At 73.9% G+C, this 15565-nt stretch carries 16 protein-coding genes; 11 read left to right on the top strand and 5 right to left on the bottom strand.

The genetic code is table 11. The features are described 5' to 3' along the window. Window positions 1–51 precede the first annotated feature (51 nt). The 6 genes from AB8A24_RS28135 to AB8A24_RS28110 all read left to right on the top strand — a co-directional run bounded on the left by AB8A24_RS28135 (window position 52) and on the right by AB8A24_RS28110 (window position 5488). Entirely contained in the window at window positions 52–318 is a 267-nt protein-coding gene (locus AB8A24_RS28135) for a GlsB/YeaQ/YmgE family stress response membrane protein (protein ID WP_030390536.1), read from the top strand. A gap of 110 nt (window positions 319–428) precedes the next feature. Next, window positions 429–602: a hypothetical protein gene (locus tag AB8A24_RS28130; protein ID WP_369477942.1), complete on the top strand. Its 174-nt coding sequence runs from the start codon at window positions 429–431 to the stop codon at window positions 600–602. A gap of 4 nt (window positions 603–606) precedes the next feature. Beyond that, entirely contained in the window at window positions 607–1086 is a 480-nt protein-coding gene (rraA, locus tag AB8A24_RS28125; RefSeq protein WP_369477941.1) for a ribonuclease E activity regulator RraA, read from the top strand. A gap of 95 nt (window positions 1087–1181) precedes the next feature. Beyond that, window positions 1182–2813: a peptide-N4-asparagine amidase gene (locus AB8A24_RS28120; protein WP_369477940.1), complete on the top strand. Its 1632-nt coding sequence runs from the start codon at window positions 1182–1184 to the stop codon at window positions 2811–2813. A 27-nt stretch (window positions 2814–2840) separates the two neighbouring features. Further along, window positions 2841–4529, top strand: coding sequence for a serine/threonine-protein kinase (locus tag AB8A24_RS28115; protein ID WP_369477939.1), 1689 nt, complete (start codon window positions 2841–2843; stop codon window positions 4527–4529). Between the two features lie 53 nt (window positions 4530–4582). Next, complete coding sequence (locus AB8A24_RS28110) at window positions 4583–5488, top strand: squalene/phytoene synthase family protein (protein WP_328960143.1); 906 nt, start codon at window positions 4583–4585, stop codon at window positions 5486–5488. A gap of 18 nt (window positions 5489–5506) precedes the next feature. Here AB8A24_RS28110 and AB8A24_RS28105 read toward each other — a convergent pair whose 3' ends face one another. Together AB8A24_RS28105 and AB8A24_RS28100 are read right to left on the bottom strand one after the other, a co-directional pair. Then, window positions 5507–6217 carry a LysM peptidoglycan-binding domain-containing protein gene (locus tag AB8A24_RS28105; protein ID WP_328960142.1) on the bottom strand — a complete coding sequence of 237 codons (711 nt, stop codon included), beginning with the start codon at window positions 6215–6217 and terminating at the stop codon, window positions 5507–5509. A 445-nt stretch (window positions 6218–6662) separates the two neighbouring features. Next, the gene (locus tag AB8A24_RS28100) at window positions 6663–7583 is read right to left on the bottom strand and encodes a dihydrodipicolinate synthase family protein (RefSeq protein WP_369477938.1); all 921 of its coding nucleotides are present in this window, start codon (window positions 7581–7583) and stop codon (window positions 6663–6665) included. Between the two features lie 71 nt (window positions 7584–7654). Here AB8A24_RS28100 and AB8A24_RS28095 point away from each other — a divergent pair, with 71 nt between their 5' ends. The 3 genes from AB8A24_RS28095 (at window position 7655) to AB8A24_RS28085 (ending at window position 11213) form a co-directional block, all read left to right on the top strand. After that, window positions 7655–8620: a LysR substrate-binding domain-containing protein gene (locus AB8A24_RS28095; RefSeq protein WP_369477937.1), complete on the top strand. Its 966-nt coding sequence runs from the start codon at window positions 7655–7657 to the stop codon at window positions 8618–8620. Between the two features lie 73 nt (window positions 8621–8693). Then, window positions 8694–9779 carry an S-(hydroxymethyl)mycothiol dehydrogenase gene (locus AB8A24_RS28090; protein ID WP_369477936.1) on the top strand — a complete coding sequence of 362 codons (1086 nt, stop codon included), beginning with the start codon at window positions 8694–8696 and terminating at the stop codon, window positions 9777–9779. A gap of 129 nt (window positions 9780–9908) precedes the next feature. Beyond that, a complete protein-coding gene (locus AB8A24_RS28085) occupies window positions 9909–11213 on the top strand; it encodes an alpha/beta fold hydrolase (RefSeq protein ID WP_369477961.1) in 1305 nt (434 codons plus the stop codon). 17 nt (window positions 11214–11230) lie between these two features. Here the strand turns inward: AB8A24_RS28085 and AB8A24_RS28080 are convergent, their stop codons facing one another. Next, the gene (locus AB8A24_RS28080) at window positions 11231–12022 is read right to left on the bottom strand and encodes an MBL fold metallo-hydrolase (protein ID WP_328960138.1); all 792 of its coding nucleotides are present in this window, start codon (window positions 12020–12022) and stop codon (window positions 11231–11233) included. Between the two features lie 18 nt (window positions 12023–12040). On the opposite strand from AB8A24_RS28080, the gene AB8A24_RS28075 reads away from it, so the two are divergent. Beyond that, entirely contained in the window at window positions 12041–12802 is a 762-nt protein-coding gene (locus AB8A24_RS28075; protein WP_328960137.1) for a PIG-L deacetylase family protein, read from the top strand. A 72-nt stretch (window positions 12803–12874) separates the two neighbouring features. Further along, the gene (locus AB8A24_RS28070) at window positions 12875–13708 is read left to right on the top strand and encodes an enoyl-CoA hydratase/isomerase family protein (protein WP_369477935.1); all 834 of its coding nucleotides are present in this window, start codon (window positions 12875–12877) and stop codon (window positions 13706–13708) included. On the opposite strand, the gene AB8A24_RS28065 is transcribed toward AB8A24_RS28070, so the two are convergent. After that, a complete protein-coding gene (locus AB8A24_RS28065) occupies window positions 13695–14495 on the bottom strand; it encodes a hypothetical protein (protein ID WP_328960135.1) in 801 nt (266 codons plus the stop codon). The two genes, AB8A24_RS28070 and AB8A24_RS28065, sit on opposite strands and share 14 nt — an antisense overlap. A 36-nt stretch (window positions 14496–14531) precedes the next feature. Beyond that, entirely contained in the window at window positions 14532–15434 is a 903-nt protein-coding gene (locus tag AB8A24_RS28060) for an SDR family oxidoreductase (protein WP_369477934.1), read from the bottom strand. Window positions 15435–15565 lie beyond the last annotated feature (131 nt).

Raw genomic sequence — 15565 nt, 5'->3', positions numbered from 1 at the left:
AGAACACCGGAACACCTGAACGACCGGACGACCGAAGCGGAGTGACTGGACATGGGGATCGTCAGCTGGATCATCCTGGGACTGCTGGCCGGGGGCATCGCCAAGGTCCTGCTGCCCGGCCGGGACCCCGGTGGCCTGATCGGGACCACCCTCATCGGCGTCGCCGGCGCCTTCATCGGCGGCTGGCTGTCGGCGAAGGTCCTGGACAAGCCCATCCAGACCGAGTTCTTCGACCTTGCCACCTGGGGCTCCGCCATCGCGGGCTCGCTGGTCCTGCTGATCGGCTACCGCATCCTCTTCGGCAACTCTCGGGACTGACCCGGCACGCCTGCGCGGCCCGGGCCCCGCCCACGCCCCGGCCCCGGTCGCGTCTCGCGCCGCCTCGAACCGAGGCCGCGTACGCGAGGCCGCCCGTCGGATTCCGGCCGATGTCCGGCTCGGGCCTCGGCACCGCCACCGGCGACAAGCACCTCGCCCGGGCCGTCGCCGCTCCGCACGGGACGAGCCGCCCCGGTGAACCGCCCCGCGGCGCCGCACGATCGGCCGATTACGCCGGCCGCACCACCGCGACGTACGAGCACGAGCAGCGAGGAAAACGGTAGCGAGATGAGCGTCACCCCCGTCCCCACAGCCGACCTGTACGACGAGTACGGCGAGTCCCTGGCCATCTGCGCCACCGGGTTCCGCCAGTTCGGCGGCCGCCGGCTCTTCGCCGGACCCGTCCGGACCGTGCGCTGCCACGAGGACAACGCGCTGCTGCGCACCCTCCTCCACACACCGGGCGAGGGCGCGGTCCTCGTCGTGGACGGCGGCGGCTCACCGCGTACCGCCCTCGTCGGCGACCTCATCGCGGGCGCGGCCGAGGCCAACGGCTGGGCCGGCCTGATCATCAACGGTTCGGTCCGCGACAGCGTCGCCCTCGGCGGGCTCGACCTCGGCATCAAGGCGCTCGGCACGGTCCCCCGCAAGAGCGGCAAGACCGGCGACGGCGCGATCGACGAGCCCGTCACCATCGGCGACATCACCTTCCGCGTCGGGGACACCGTCCACGCCGACGACGACGGCGTGGTCGTCCTGCCCCGCTGACGTCCGAGCGGGAGCCGACCGGCGGTTCAGAACCGGCCAGGGCCGGAGCACCGGCCCTGGCCCGGCCCCGGCGGGCCGGGTTTCACTGCGGGCCCATGAGACGACGACACAGGATCACCGGCCTGCTCGGCGCGATCGCGCTGACCGCCGCCACCCTGGCCGCCGCGGGACCCGCGTCCGCCGCCGGAGCCCCGGTCACGGACCCGCCGCCCGCCGAGTTCGGCACCGACTGGCACGACCCGCTCACCGCGGCCCCGCCCGTCGCCCGACCCGCGACCCGCTCCTGCCAGGTGACCCTCGCGGAGGCGCAGTTCCGCGACTTCACGCCCTACCGGGGCAGCTACACACCGCCCGCAGCCTGCGGGACAACCGGCTGGGCCAAGGTGGTCCTGCGCCTCGACGGCAAGGTCAAGGGGCGCCAGTACGACCGCCTGGGCCACCTCGCCCTCGGTGGGGTCGAGATCCTGCGCACCTCCACCCCACAACCCTCGCCCGACGGCATCACCTGGTCCGTCGAGAAGGACGTCACCCGCTACCGCGACACCCTCGCCCGCCCGCAGCCCGTCGACATGCTCATCGGCAACGTGGTCGACGACACCTACACCGGAGTCATCGACGTCAAGGTGACCCTGACCTTCTACGCCACCGACGGCCGCAACCCGGCCCCCGACACCCCCGACCGCGTCCTGCCCCTCACCACCCCCTCGGTCACCACCCCGCGCAACACGGAGCGCCTCCTCGCCGAGGTGTACGCCACCGGCTCGGGCGGCGGCTGCGAGGAGTACTGGTACATGACCACCCCGGACGCGGCCCCGTACTCCTGCAAGGCCGCCGACGGCCCGTACCGCGAGGTCCGCGTCTCGGTCGACGGACAGCTCGCCGGCATCGCCGCGCCCTTCCCCACCGTGTGGACCGGAGGGTGGTCCAACCCCTTCCTCTGGTACGTCACCCCCGGCCCGCGCGCCTTCGACGTCCAGCCGATCCGCTACGACCTCACCCCCTACGCCGCGCTCCTCAACGACGGCCGTCCGCACCGGATCGAGGTCTCCGTCGCCGGGGTGCCCGCCGGACAGAGCGGCTGGAGCACCCCCACCAACCTGCTGCTCTGGCAGGACGAGGGCCGGGAGGTCGTCAGCGGCGCCCTGACCCGGCACGAGCAGAGCGATCCGACCGGCCACTCCCGCTGGACCCCCGCGGCCCCCGGCGCGCAGCACCGCCTGGACACCGAGGGCGGCCACCGGCTGACCGTCGCCGGACACCTGAACACCTCCCACGGCCGCGTGGCCACCACGGTCACACGCGCCGTGCGGGGCACCTCCGTGCACCGCTGGACCGACGGCGAGAACCAGGACGCGCTCACCGCCACCTGGACCGACGAGGAGAGCGTGACGCAGGGAGCCACCACCACCCGGACCGCCCGCACCTACACGATGGACGGCGAGACCACCCTCGGCGCCGGCGACCGGCTGCGCACCGTCCTCTCGCTCGGCGACCGCGCCGACACCGTCACCCGGCGCGGCGGTCGGACCGTCGACAGTTCCCGGCTCGACGACCGGTACACCGGCGACGCCACCTACACCGCGAACGTCCCGCGCGATCAGCGGCACGCGGTCGCCACCACCTCCGCCCGCTACCGGTTGTACGGGTCCACCGCACCCGGCGGCTGTTACGACCGAACGGTGGCCACCGCCCAGGGCACGCTCACGGTGGACCGCCGACACTGCTGAGCCGGCCGCCCCTTACGATGAGCGGCCATGGATACGAGTGAGGCCGGCAGACAGCTGATCGACGGCCGTTTCGAGCTGGTCGCACCTCTGGGCAGCGGGGGCATGGGTACGGTGTGGCGCGCCCGCGACATCGCCCTGCACCGCGAGGTCGCGCTCAAGGAGGTGCGCCCGCCGGACCCGGCGACCGCCGCTGCCCAGCCCGGCCTCGCGGACCAGATGCGCGAACGGGCCGTCCGCGAGGCCCGCGCCCTCGCCCGCCTCGCCCACCCCCACGTCGTGACGATCCACCACATCGTCGAGCCCGCGCAGGGCACGGACGGACACCCGTGGATCGTCATGGAGATGGTCCGGGGCGGCTCCCTGCACGACCGCCTGGAGTCCGGCCCCATGCCGCCCGACGAGGTGGTGCGGCTCGGGCTCGACGTGCTCTCCGCGCTGCGCGCCGCACATGCCGAGGGCGTGCTCCACCGCGACGTGAAGCCCGCCAACGTGCTGCTGCGGCCCAGTGGGTCGGCGGTGCTCACCGACTTCGGCATCGCCGCCCTGCACGATTCGACCGGACTCACCTCCACCGGCGTGCTGATCGGCTCGCCCGAGTACATCGCGCCCGAACGCGTCCGCGGGGAGGAGGGGCTGGCCGCCTCCGATCTGTGGTCGCTGGGCATGCTGCTCTACGTGGCCGCGGAGGGCGTCCACCCGCTGCGCCGGGCCACCAGCCTGGCCACGGTCGTCGCCGTGCTGGACGAGCCGATCCCGGCGCCCGTGCGCTCCGGCCCGCTGGCGCCCGTACTGGAACGGCTGCTCGTACGGGACCCGGCCGCGCGGCCCGACGGGGCGCAGCTGGAACAACTGCTCCGGGACGCGAGCGCCGCTCTCGGATCCGGCCACGCGGCGGGCGCCGGGCCCGTCGCCGCCGCGCCGGCCCTCTCCGTACCGGCCGCACCCGCCGCTCCCGTCGTCCCGGGTCAGTACGGCCCGTACGGCGGCCCGTACGGGGCGCCCACCCCGCCGCCGTTCGGCCAGGGTGGCTCCCCCTACGGGGCTCCCACCAGGCCCGTCCCGCTGACGAACGCACCGCGCAGGCGCCCGGCCCTGATCGGCGCGGCCCTCACGGTGGTGCTGGCGGCCGCCGTCGTCGGGATCGTCCAGTGGATGCCCGACGGGAACTCCGGCGACGACGACGCGGCCGATTCCCGCGCCACCCGGCCCGCCGTCGCCACCCCGGCTTCCACGCCGGGCGCGAAGGCGAGCACGTCCAAGGCCGTCGCGGCCCGCGGCAGCATGCTCACCCCGCAGAACATCCGGATCGCCGTGGACGCGCTCAAGGAGAAGACCGGCACCACCACCTTCGTGGACCTCACCGTCTACGAGGGCTACGTCCTCGCCTCGATCCCGACCGCCCCCGGCGCCGACACCGTCGACGCCTGGCAGTACCGCGACGGCGCCGCCAGGCGCACGGGCCCGGACGGCACGGTGGAGGAGGGCGAGCCGCTCATCGACATGGCGACCGTCAACTGGGACGCGGTGCCCGGCCTCCTGGAGCAGTCCAAGAAGGAGTTCGGCATCGAGAAGCCGACCTCGACCTATGTGATCATCGACCCCTGGATGATGGATCAGGTCCCCTGCATGCGGCCCTACGTCACCGACGAGTACGGTCGCGGCGGCTATCTGCTCGCGGGTATCGACGGCAAGGTCAAGAAGGTCACCAAGTTCTGACATCGTCCACCCGTACCCACCTACGGTCCGACAGGTTCAGGAGCACGACCACGATGCCCAGCTGGCGCACCACCCTCACAGCGGCCGGCATCTCCGGCACCCGGCTGCGGGAGGACTACACGCACGCCGCGCGCCGGGTGCTGCGCCGCGAGTCCGCCCCGTACCTGGCGCTGCGGCTGCTGGCCGCGCCGCCGCTGGTGCCCGCCCTCGCCGCCGGTCTCGCCTTCATGAACCTGGTCGACGACGTCGCCGAGACCGGTACCCCGCGGCAACGGGCCGCCGGTCTCGCCGCGTTGTCCGAGCGGGTGGAGGCGGCCCTGAAGTCCGGGGACAGCCCCGACCCCCTCCTGCGGGCCTACGCGCACGCGGTGGACTCCCGCGGTCTGCCCCCGCACTGGGTCTCCCGTTTCCTGGAGGGCGCCGCCACCGCCGAGGCCGCCTTCGACGGCTTCGCCGCGGAGGAGGACTTCCAGGCCTACCTCGACGCCTACGCGTGGCCCGGGGTGCTGGTCTTCACCGGACTGCAGTACCGGGGCGGCCCCGACCCGGAACAGGCCGCGGGCTGGCGGCGGTTCGTCGACGCCGCCCAGCGCGTGGACTTCCTCGCCGACCTCTGCGGGGACCTCGCGGACGGCCGGCTCTGCATCCCGAGCGCCCGGCTCGACGAGCACTCCGTGACCCGCGCCGACCTGGAACAGGCCCGCGACACCCCGGCCGTGCGCGCCCTGCTGGCCGCCGAGTGCCGGCGTGCCCGTACGGCCCTGGACGCCACCCACGGCATCCTCGACCTCGCCGAACCCGGACTGCGTCCGGTCATCGCGACGATGGCGGAGCTGATGGCCCACCAGCTGACCGCCGTGGAACGGGCGGGAGCCGCCGCCCTGCGCCGGGACATCGGATACGGCCTGGCGGCGCCCCTGCGGATCCTCGTCCGCGCCGCCCGGCGTCGTCCGGTGTGAACCGGCGCGGGGAGATTCCTAGTAGGCCCCGTTGACGTTGTCGATCGAGCCGTAGCGCGCGGCCGCGTAGTTGCAGGCGGCGGTGATGTTGGCGACCGGGTCGTAGGAGTTCTGCGAGGTGCCGGGCACGTGGTAGGCGCGGAAGGTCGGATCGATGACCTGGAGCAGCCCCTTGGAAGGGATTCCGTTGCGGGCGTTGATGTCCCAGTTGTTGATCGCCAGCGGATTGCCCGAGGACTCGCGCATCACATTGCGGTGAATTCCGTTGTAGGAACCGGGAATACCGTGCTGGGCCATGACGTCGAGGGACTCGCGGATCCACCCGTCGAGATTGTTCGGGTAGGCGGTGACGGGCTTGGCCGCGGGCTTGGCCGCGGGCTTGAGGGCGGTCCGGGCGGCGGACCTGCTCGCACGCTCGGTCTCCGCCTGGACGCCGAGCTTCAGTTTGATGCCGGGCCGGATGATCGACGGGTCGGCGCCGACGACGCTCCGGTTCGCCGCGTAGAGCTGCTGCCAGCCGCCGCTCACGGAATGCTTCGCCGCGATCTCCGAAAGGGTGTCGCCCGCGACCACGGAATACGTGGTGGGGGCGGCGGCCGCCTCCGCCGCCCCGGCGGTGGTGGCACTGATCAGCGGGAGAGTGAGGGCCGCGCCACCGGTGCCGGCGAGAGCCAGCTTTCGGGTGATCCGGTAGTGCTTCGGCCGACGGTGCTTACCCTTTGCAGGCATGGCGGAATTCCTCACGTGGGGGGACGGGAGATCCCGGGCGGCGGCCGTATTCGGCAGCTGACCACCAGGAACGAGGTGACCGTAGGCGAGCGCGCCACGCGGGAACAAGACCCGAATTCCACCGATAGATCGACATCTCGCTATCGGCCGGGTAAATGACCTTGAAGGGGTATCGGTGCAATAGCCGATTCCCTTTCCGGGAAAAGGGAATCGACTGTTCTGCGGAAATGATGTTGAGGTGTTCGGTGTGGCTCACATCACGGGTCGCCGACCCGGTGGCCAATACGGGCAAGTCCACTCTCCGGGGCCCTCATTCGGGCGACCGGCCCGTAGGCGGCAAATCGCCCACAAGAGACCCTTTCCGGCATATCGCCGGCCGGTCTGCACCTCAGGGGCACCCCTGGGGCGCCACGGCCGCCCCAGGGTCGCCTCGATCGCTCCGGAGTCACCCCAGCCGCTCCAAGGCGGCCGTCACGGCCGTCACCGCCCCCTGTGAGGCCGGCAGCAGGGGCAGTCGGACGTCCGGGGTCGGGATCCGCCCCTGAGCGTGCAGGACGCCCTTGAGCACCGCCGGATTCGGCTCGGCGAAGGCCGCCGCCGACATCCGGGCCAGCGCGTGCCCCAGCGGCCTCGCCCTGGCCACGTCGCCCGCCCGCCAGGCCGCGGCGAGCTCCGCGAAGCGGTCCGTCGCCAGATGTGCCGAGGCCAGGATCCCGCCCGCCGCGCCCAGCGCCAGCAGCGGGGACAGGTACACGTCGTCACCGGCCAGCACCTCGAACCCGGACGGCAGGTCACCGAGCAGCGCCACCGCCTCCTCGCCGATGCCGCCGCCCGCGTACTTCACCCCGGCGACCCCCGGCAGCGCCCCGAGCGCCCGCAGCGCGGCCGCGTCCAACGGCTGCCCGGTGCGGTACGGGATGTGATAGACGATCAGCGGTACCGGGCTCACCTCGGCCAGCCGCGTGAAGTGCGCCAGCACCCCGGCGGCCGCGGGCCGGACGAACGGCGGAACGGTCACCAGCGCCGCCCGCACCTCGGGCCACCGGGTCAGCCGGGCCAGCGAGGCCTCGGCGGCCCGGGTGCCGCCGGCTCCCGCCCCGACGGTCAGTGGCGCGCCCCGCTCCCCGCAGACCCGGGCGCACACCCCGGTGACGAGGTCACGCTCCGCCGCGTCGAGGCCGGCCGTCTCCGCGGTGGTGCCGAGCGCGACGATGCCGGTGGCGCCCGCGTCGAGCACCTCGTGGGCCAGCGCCTCCAGCGCCTCGACGGCGACCTCCCCACCGCGGGTGAAGGGCGTGACGAGCGGTACGTGGATCCCGTGCGAGGGGAGGGTCTCTGCGATGTCCTGTGCGATGTCCTGTGCCATGCCCAAGAGCCTTGCCCGCCCGAACGATCAAATCCAGTTCGCTTTCCTTACTCAACCCGTAAGCTGAGCCGATGCTCGATGTACGACGCCTGCGCCTGCTGCGCGAACTCGCCCGCCGCGGCACCATCGCCGCCGTCGCCGAGGCCCTCACCTTCAGCCCTTCGGCGGTCTCCCAGCAGCTCAGCGTCCTCGAACGGGAGGCCGGCCTGCCCCTGCTGGAGCGCACCGGCCGCGGGGTCCGCCTCACCCCGGCCGGCCAGAACCTGGTCCGACACGCCGAGGCCGTCCTCGAACGGCTGGAGCAGGCCGACGCCGACCTCGCCGAGGCGCGTGGGGGCCTGGCGGGAGCCCTGCGGATCGGCGCCTTCCCCACCGCCACCCGGGCCATCGTCCCGGCCGCGTTGATCGCCCTCGCCCGGCGCCACCCGGGGCTGGAGCCGATGGTCTCGGAGACCGACCCGGCGGCGGTGGCACACGCCCTGCGGGCCGGGGACCTGGACGTGGCCCTGGTGCACGAGTACGACTTCGTACCCGCCGAGCCCGAGCCGGGACTGGCCACCGAACCGCTCTACGGCGAGGCGATGTACCTGGCCGCACCCGCCGCCGAGGCCCCCGACCCCTCCGAGACCCGCCCCCGCGAGGCCCCCGACCCGTCCGGCGGATCCGACCAGGGCGCTGTCCTGCGTACGCACGCCCGGGCGCCCTGGATCACCGCCACCCCCGGCACCCTCTGCCACGCCATGACCGTCCGGGCCTGCCAGGCCGCCGGTTTCACCCCGCGGGTACGCCACCAGGTCGACGAGTTCGCCACCGTGCTCGCCCTCGTCGCGGCGGGCCAGGGGGTGGCCGTCGTACCACAGCTCGGGGTCACGGGCCCGGACGATCCGGCCGTACGACTGACCCGCCTGCTCATGGAACGGCGTACCATCCTCGCCTTCCGCAGCGGAGCCGGCGCGCACCCCGCCGTGGCGGCCTTCGGCGCGGCACTTCGGGCCGCCGTACCGCCGGATCTGGCCGGGTCGCGCGCCGGAACGTGACACAACTCCCGTACCGCGTGGCGTCCGTGTACGTTCGTTGATCCAGACGGATTCGATCAGAGTGGGGTACGACGTGACACATCGCGTACGAGGGGTCATCGCCCGGAGCAAGGGCGCACCGGTGGAGACGACGACGATCCTCGTGCCCGACCCCGGACCCGGCGAGGCCCTCGTCCGGGTGCAGGCCTGCGGGGTCTGCCACACCGACCTGCACTACCGGGAGGGCGGGATCAACGACGAATTCCCCTTCCTCCTCGGCCACGAGGCCGCCGGAGTCGTCGAATCGGTCGGCCCGGACGTCACGTCCGTGGCCCCCGGTGACTTCGTGATCCTGAACTGGCGCGCGGTGTGCGGCACCTGTCGCGCCTGCAAGCGCGGACGCCCCTGGTACTGCTTCGCCACGCACAACGCCACCCAGCCCATGACCCTGGAGGACGGCACCCCGCTCTCCCCGGCCCTCGGCATCGGCGCCTTCGCCGAGAAGACCCTGGTCGCGGCCGGCCAGTGCACCAAGGTGGACCCGGCGGCCGCCCCGGCCGCCGCCGGCCTCCTGGGCTGCGGGGTGATGGCCGGCCTCGGCGCCGCCCTGAACACCGGCAACGTCGGGCGCGGCGACTCCGTCGCCGTCATCGGCTGCGGGGGAGTGGGCAACGCGGCCGTGGCCGGAGCCCGCCTCGCGGGCGCGTCGCGGATCATCGCGGTGGACCTGGACGACCGGAAGCTGGAGTGGGCCCGGGGCCTGGGCGCCACCCACACCGTCAACGGGCGCACCGATGACGTGGTCAAGGCCATTCAGGCGTTGACCGGCGGCCACGGCGCGGACGTGGTCATCGACGCCGTGGGCCGCCCCGAGACGTACCAGCAGGCCTTCTACGCGCGCGACCTCGCCGGGACGGTGGTCCTGGTGGGCGTGCCGACCCCGGAGATGAAGCTCGAACTCCCGCTCCTCGACGTCTTCGGCCGCGGTGGCTCCCTGAAGTCCTCCTGGTACGGGGACTGCCTGCCGGAGCGCGACTTCCCGCTGCTCATCGACCTCTACCTGCAGGGCCGCCTCGACCTGGACGCCTTCGTCTCCGAGACGATCCCGCTCGACGGCGTCGAGGACGCCTTCGCCCGGATGGAGCGCGGCGAGGTCCTCCGCTCGGTCGTCGAGTTCTGACACCCCGTCCGGCCCACCGGGCCGGACCCGGCCCTCCGTAGACTCGGGGCCACCACCCCGCGCCCCCGCCGCCATCCGGCCGGGGCGCGGTCCTTCATCTCCTCGTACCCCTGGGGGCCGTCCGTGACCATCGCACGCAGCTACCGCCAGCCCGGCACGGTCCTCACCGACCACCGGTTCTCCGTCCCCCTGGACCACACGCGCCCGGACGGGGAGCGGATCGAGCTGTACGCCCGCGAGGTCGTGGCCGCCGGCATGGACCCCGAGACGCTGCCCTGGCTGCTCTACCTGGAGGGTGGTCCCGGCTTCGGCGCCCGCCGTTTCATCGGCCGCCAGGCCTGGTTGGCGCGGGCGCTGACCGAGTACCGGGTGCTGCTCCTCGACCAGCGCGGAACCGGACGCTCCACTCCGGTGAACCGGCAGACCCTGCCCCTGCGCGGCACCCCCGCCCAGCAGGCGGAGTACCTCGCCCACTTCCGCGCCGACTCCATCGTGCGCGACGCCGAAGCCATCCGCCGTGGCCTGACCGGCGGCGCGCCCTGGACCGTGCTCGGCCAGAGCTTCGGCGGCTTCTGCACGATCCACTACCTCTCCACCGCGCCCGAAGGCCTCACCGCCGCACTCGTCACCGGCGGCCTCCCGTCCCTGACCGCCACCGCCGACGAGGTGTACGAGGCCGCGTTCCCCCGCATCGAACGCAAGAACCTGGCCCACTACGCCCGGTACCCGATGGACGTCGAGCGCGCCCGCCGCATCGCCGCCCACCTCGCACGGACCCCGGCCGAACTCCCCGGCGGCCACCGCCTCACCGTCGAGGGGTTCCAGTCCCTCGGCATCCTCCTCGGCGGGGGCGACGGCAGCCACCAGCTCCACTACCTGCTGGAGGACGCCTTCGTGCCGACCCTCGCGGGACCCGCCCTCTCCGACGCCTTCCTGGAGGGCGTCCGTGCCCAGCTCTCCTTCGCCGGGCACCCCCTCTACGCTCTGGTCCACGAGGCGATCTACGCCCAGGACCCCGCCGCGCCCACCGCCTGGGCCGCCGAACGGGTACGCGCGAACCACCCCCGCTTCGACGCCGGCAAGGCGCTCGCGGGCGACGAACCGCTGCTTCTGACCGGCGAGACCATCCACCCCTGGCACTTCACCACCGACCCGGCCCTGGCCCCCCTGCGCGAGACCGCGGAACTGCTGGCCGCCCGCACCGGCTGGCAGCCCCTCTACGACCGGGCGCGCCTGGCCGCCAACGAGGTGCCGGTGGCCGCCGCCGTCTACCACGACGACATGTACGTGGACACCGCGCACTCGCTGGAGACGGCCCGGTCCGTCCGGGGCCTGCGGACCTGGGTGACGGACGAGTTCGAGCACGACGGCGTCCGCGCGGGCGGCCCCCGCGTCCTGGACCGGCTGCTGTCCCTCGTCCGCGACGAGGCCTGAGTCGGTCGAGGCCCGAGTTAGCCGGGTTCCACGAACGCGCGGGTCAGGTGCGCGGTCGCCAGCAGGGCACCGCGTTCCCTCGCCCGTGCCAGCAGGTCCTCCCGGGAGGCCCGGGCGGTCTCCCGGTCGCGCTCGTGGGAGTACGGCACCGCCGGGTCGCCGAGCTGGACCGCGTGCACGAGTACGTCCCCGGTGACCACCACGTCCCGGGCCCCGGCGCCCTGTTCCACCAGCACCGACTGGTGCCCCGGGGTGTGCCCGGGCGTCGGCAGCAGGGTGATGCCGGGGGCCGGCCGGTGGGTCCCGTCCACCTCGTGCAGTTGCCCGCTCGCCCGCAGCGGCGCCACCGTCCAGTCCCACACCGGGTCCGTCCGGTCGAGCGCGGCCACCTCCGCGCGCTGTACGACGTACCGGGCCGCCGGGAAGAGCGGCTGCCCGTCGGCTCCCGACGACCAGCCCGCGTGGTCCTCGTGAAGGTGGGTCAGGATCACCGCTTCCACATCGGCCGCAGCGATGCCGGCCTCCGCGAGGGCGTCCGGCAGCCGCCCCGGCACCGGCGCCCAGGGGGCGGCGGGGGACTGCGCCGGTCCGACCCCGGCGTCCACCAGCACCCAGCGGCCGCCGGGCCGGGCGATCGCGAAGCACCGGAAATCGAGCGCCCAGGTCCCGTCCGGCCCGGTCGCGCCGGGGTCCAGCCGACCGGCCCGCTCCCACGCGGCCTCGCTCGCCCCCGGGAAGGCCGTGCGGGCCGGCTCGAAGAAGATCCCCGTGGCGTCGAGCAGCGCCACCACCCGCCCATGTCGGTCCATTCGCCTATTGTGCGAGACATGACCGAACAGCCTGATCAGCAGCCCGCCTTGCAGCCCATGCCCACCGACTGGACGCGCGCCCTCGCGGTCGTCGCGCACCCCGACGACCTGGAGTACGGGTGCGCCGCCGCCATCGCGCACTGGACGGACGGGGGCCGGGAGTTCGTCTACCTCCTCGCCACGCGCGGCGAGGCGGGCATCGACAGCATCGCCCCCGCCACCTGCGGGCCGCTGCGCGAGGCGGAGCAGCGGGCGAGCGCCGCGGTCGTCGGGGTGTCGGAGGTGGAGTTCCTGGACTACCGCGACGGCGTCGTCGAGTACGGGCTCGACCTGCGCCGGGACATCGCGGCGGCCATCAGGCGGCACCGGCCCGAGCTGATCGTCACGCTCAACCACCGTGACACGTGGGGCGGCGCGCAGGGCGGCGGCTACTGGAACACCCCCGACCACAAGGCCGTCGGCCGGGCCGTGCTGGACGCGGCCGGTGACGCCGGGAACCGCTGGATCTTCCCCGAGCTGATCGAGCAGGGCCTGGAGCCCTGGAACGGCGTGCGCTGGGTCGCGGTGGCCGGGTCCGCCACCCCGACGCACGCGGTCGACGCCGGCCCCGGGCTGGAGCGTTCGATCAAGTCCCTGCTGGAGCACAAGGCGTACATCGAGGTGCTCACGGACCAGGACCCCGAGGAGTACGTGCGCACCTTCCTCACCGGGAACGCCCAGCAGGCCGCGGCCCGGTTCGAGGGGCGTCCGGCCGTGGCGTTCGAGGTCTTCCCCCGCTGACCGGCCGCCTCTAGTCTGACGATCCGTCAGTTCGGCGGGTCGTCAGCCATCGGGCCGGGGGTGCGGGACACGGTGATCGACACCATCTCCACGGAGATCGCGGAGGGCGAGGAGCGGATCCGGCTGGAGGTCGCGGACGGCCTCGCCGTCCTCACCCTGTGCCGCCCGGACAAGCTCAACGGCTGGAGCTGGGAGTCCACCCGACAGCTCGGCCTGCTCGCGGACCGGATCCGCTTCGACGCGTCCGTCCGGGCGGTGCTGCTGCGGGCCGAGGGGCGGGCCTTCTGCGCGGGCATCGACGTGACCGCGCCCGGCGGCGCCATCACGGGCGGCTCCCCGGCCGAGCGCACCCGCAACTACTACGAGGGCATCCGCTGGGTGCACGAGCGGTTCGCGGTCCTCACCCGCCTCCCGCAACCGGTGGTGGCCGCCGTCCAGGGCTACTGCCTCGGCTTCGGCTTCGAGCTGGCGCTGATGGCCGATATCCGGGTGGCGGCCGAGGACGCCGTCTTCGCCCTGCCGGAAGCCGGGCTGGGCGTGGCGGTGGACGCGGGCGGCGACCTCCGCATCGCCCGCGAGGCGGGTGCGGGCTGGGCCAAGTATCTGGCCCTGACGGGCCGGCGCATCGACGCCGCGACGGCGCACCGGCTCCATCTGGTCCAACTGCTCGTCCCCGGCGAGGACCTGGAGGCCACCTCCCGCGCGGTGGCGCGGGAGATCGCCGCCAACGCGCCGCTCGCCGTCCAGGGCATCAAGCGCGCGATCGACGGCTACGCCGATGCCGCCCTCCCGGCGGCCCTCGACCGGGTGGCGATGACCGCGGCCCTCACCCTCACCTCGGAGGACTGTCAGGAGGGCTACACGGCCAAGGCCGCGCGTCGGCCCCCGCGGTTCAGCGGAGGCTGAGCACGGGTCGGGTCGAGAACTCCTCGTACATGCCCTCACCGTCCGGGCCGTACGTGAACTCGGCCGCGTACGGGTTGCGGTTGGCGGTGGCCAGCGGCAGCCACCCGAGCAGATCGCCGTACCCGCCGCAGACGGCCTCGCCGCCGTCGCCGCCGTGCACCGCGGTCGGGTCCCCGCTCAGCTCCGTGCCGTAGCTGTCGTAGGCGATGTGCAGCCCGAAGGCGTTCGGCCGGTGGCGCACGCCACCGCTGCCGTACGAGGGCTCGCCCAGGGGGCACTCGTTCCCCCACCGGAACAGGGTGCCGGCCCCGGCCCCGCACGCGTGCTCCCACTCGTCGGCGCCCGGTATCCGCAGCCCGTGCGCCGCCAGCGCGGCCGGCATGTCGGCCACGGGATCGGTCAGGGCCTCGTCCTCCACGGCCATGAGCACCGTCGCGAGCGTCGCGGTGCGCGGCGGGCTGAGCACATCGGCGAGATAGGACTTCAGGTCGGGATGCCCGTACCCGTACCCCTCCTCCGCGCTCTCCGCGTAGTCGGCGCTCTGCGCGACCGTCGGCTCCCAGGCGTCCAGGTCGAAGCCCAGCCGCACGCTTCCACCGGGTACGAGGGCGAACTGGCGCCCCTCGCGCTCGACGCGCACGCGGTGCAGCGGGCGGCCGAGGTGTTCGACGACGTCGAGCAGTACCACCCGGCCGCCCACCTGCGCGGCGGCCTCGTGGGCGAGGTGTCCGGCGGCGGCCAGGTCGAGCGAACGCCAGCGGTCGAGGGTCAGTTCGGCGAGAGACATGCCCCGATCCTCGCACCGCCCACCGACAACCGGTGTTCAGGGGGAGGGGGTGAACGGGCCGCGGCCCAGCTGGGTGCGGACCGGGACCACCTCGGGGTTGACCACCGAGCGGCGCTGCCAGTTCGCCCCGTCCACCACCAGGGTGTGCCCGGTGATGAACCGGGCGTACGGCGAGGCCAGGAAGGTGGCGGCCCAGCCCGGTTCACGCGGCGCGCCGACCCGCAGGGCGGGCTGCCGGGCGTCCTTCGCGTCGGGCGCGGCACGTTCCAGGTCGTCCCGGATGTCCTCGCTCATGTCGCCGTGCGGGAACAGCCCGGGGACGAGCCCGTTGATCTGGATGCCGTACGGGCCCCACTCGACGGCGAGCGTCTCCACGAGGCTCTTCACCCCGGCCTTGGCCGCGGCGCTGTGGACGAAGCCGGGCCCGCCCGTCCAGGCGTACGAGGCGCCGATGTTCACGATCGAGCCGCCGGTGCCCGCGGCGAGGTGGCGGCGGCCGAACTCGCGCGTCATGAACCAGGTGCCCGTCAGCGTGATGTCGACCACCGCCCGCCAGGCGTTGGGCGAGAGGTCCTCCGCTGGGGAGGGGAAGTTCGCGGCGGCGTTGTTGACCAGCACGTCCGGCAGGCCGAAGGCCGCCTGCGCGGCGTCGAAGACGTCGGCGACCCGCTCCGGATCCCGGATGTCGCAGACGGCGGCCGTCACCCGGCCCGCGCCGGGGACGGCCGCCAACTCCTCCCGCGCCGCCTTGAGCTGCTCGGCGCGCCGGCTCGCGATCACCAGATCGGCGCCGAGCCGGGCGAACTCGGCGGCGATGGCCTTGCCCAGCCCGGTGCCGCCGCCGGTCACGAGGACCACCTGCCCCGCATAGGTACCGGGGGGCAGGGCGGCGGCGCCGAGCGCCGGTGGCGCGGGCAGTCCGCGCAGAGGGTTCTCCATGCGCCCATCGATAGCGTGCGGGCGCTCAGATCACCATCCCCGGGCGGCCCCGGGCTAGGCCGTCTCTTCCGGATCTTGCCGGGCCCGGCCCGCCCGGCACGGCACCTCGCCGCGTTGTCGGGGCACTCGAG

The organism is Streptomyces sp. BF23-19, assembly GCF_041106355.1.
In the GTDB taxonomy this organism is placed as follows: domain Bacteria; phylum Actinomycetota; class Actinomycetes; order Streptomycetales; family Streptomycetaceae; genus Streptomyces; species Streptomyces virginiae_A.
This window is presented reverse-complemented; position numbering and strand designations above follow the sequence as displayed.

Excerpts from the sequence above, each read along its gene's own strand:
- AB8A24_RS28135 (WP_030390536.1), top strand. The coding sequence starts at position 52 with ATGGGGATCGTCAGCTGGATCATCCTGGGACTGCTGGCCGGGGGCATC.
- AB8A24_RS28130 (WP_369477942.1), top strand. The coding sequence starts at position 429 with ATGTCCGGCTCGGGCCTCGGCACCGCCACCGGCGACAAGCACCTCGCC.
- rraA (WP_369477941.1), top strand. The coding sequence starts at position 607 with ATGAGCGTCACCCCCGTCCCCACAGCCGACCTGTACGACGAGTACGGC.
- AB8A24_RS28120 (WP_369477940.1), top strand. The coding sequence starts at position 1,182 with ATGAGACGACGACACAGGATCACCGGCCTGCTCGGCGCGATCGCGCTG.
- AB8A24_RS28115 (WP_369477939.1), top strand. The coding sequence starts at position 2,841 with ATGGATACGAGTGAGGCCGGCAGACAGCTGATCGACGGCCGTTTCGAG.
- AB8A24_RS28110 (WP_328960143.1), top strand. The coding sequence starts at position 4,583 with ATGCCCAGCTGGCGCACCACCCTCACAGCGGCCGGCATCTCCGGCACC.
- AB8A24_RS28105 (WP_328960142.1), bottom strand. The coding sequence starts at position 6,217 with ATGCCTGCAAAGGGTAAGCACCGTCGGCCGAAGCACTACCGGATCACC.
- AB8A24_RS28100 (WP_369477938.1), bottom strand. The coding sequence starts at position 7,583 with ATGGCACAGGACATCGCACAGGACATCGCAGAGACCCTCCCCTCGCAC.
- AB8A24_RS28095 (WP_369477937.1), top strand. The coding sequence starts at position 7,655 with ATGCTCGATGTACGACGCCTGCGCCTGCTGCGCGAACTCGCCCGCCGC.
- AB8A24_RS28080 (WP_328960138.1), bottom strand. The coding sequence starts at position 12,022 with ATGGACCGACATGGGCGGGTGGTGGCGCTGCTCGACGCCACGGGGATC.
- AB8A24_RS28075 (WP_328960137.1), top strand. The coding sequence starts at position 12,041 with ATGACCGAACAGCCTGATCAGCAGCCCGCCTTGCAGCCCATGCCCACC.
- AB8A24_RS28065 (WP_328960135.1), bottom strand. The coding sequence starts at position 14,495 with ATGTCTCTCGCCGAACTGACCCTCGACCGCTGGCGTTCGCTCGACCTG.
- AB8A24_RS28060 (WP_369477934.1), bottom strand. The coding sequence starts at position 15,434 with ATGGAGAACCCTCTGCGCGGACTGCCCGCGCCACCGGCGCTCGGCGCC.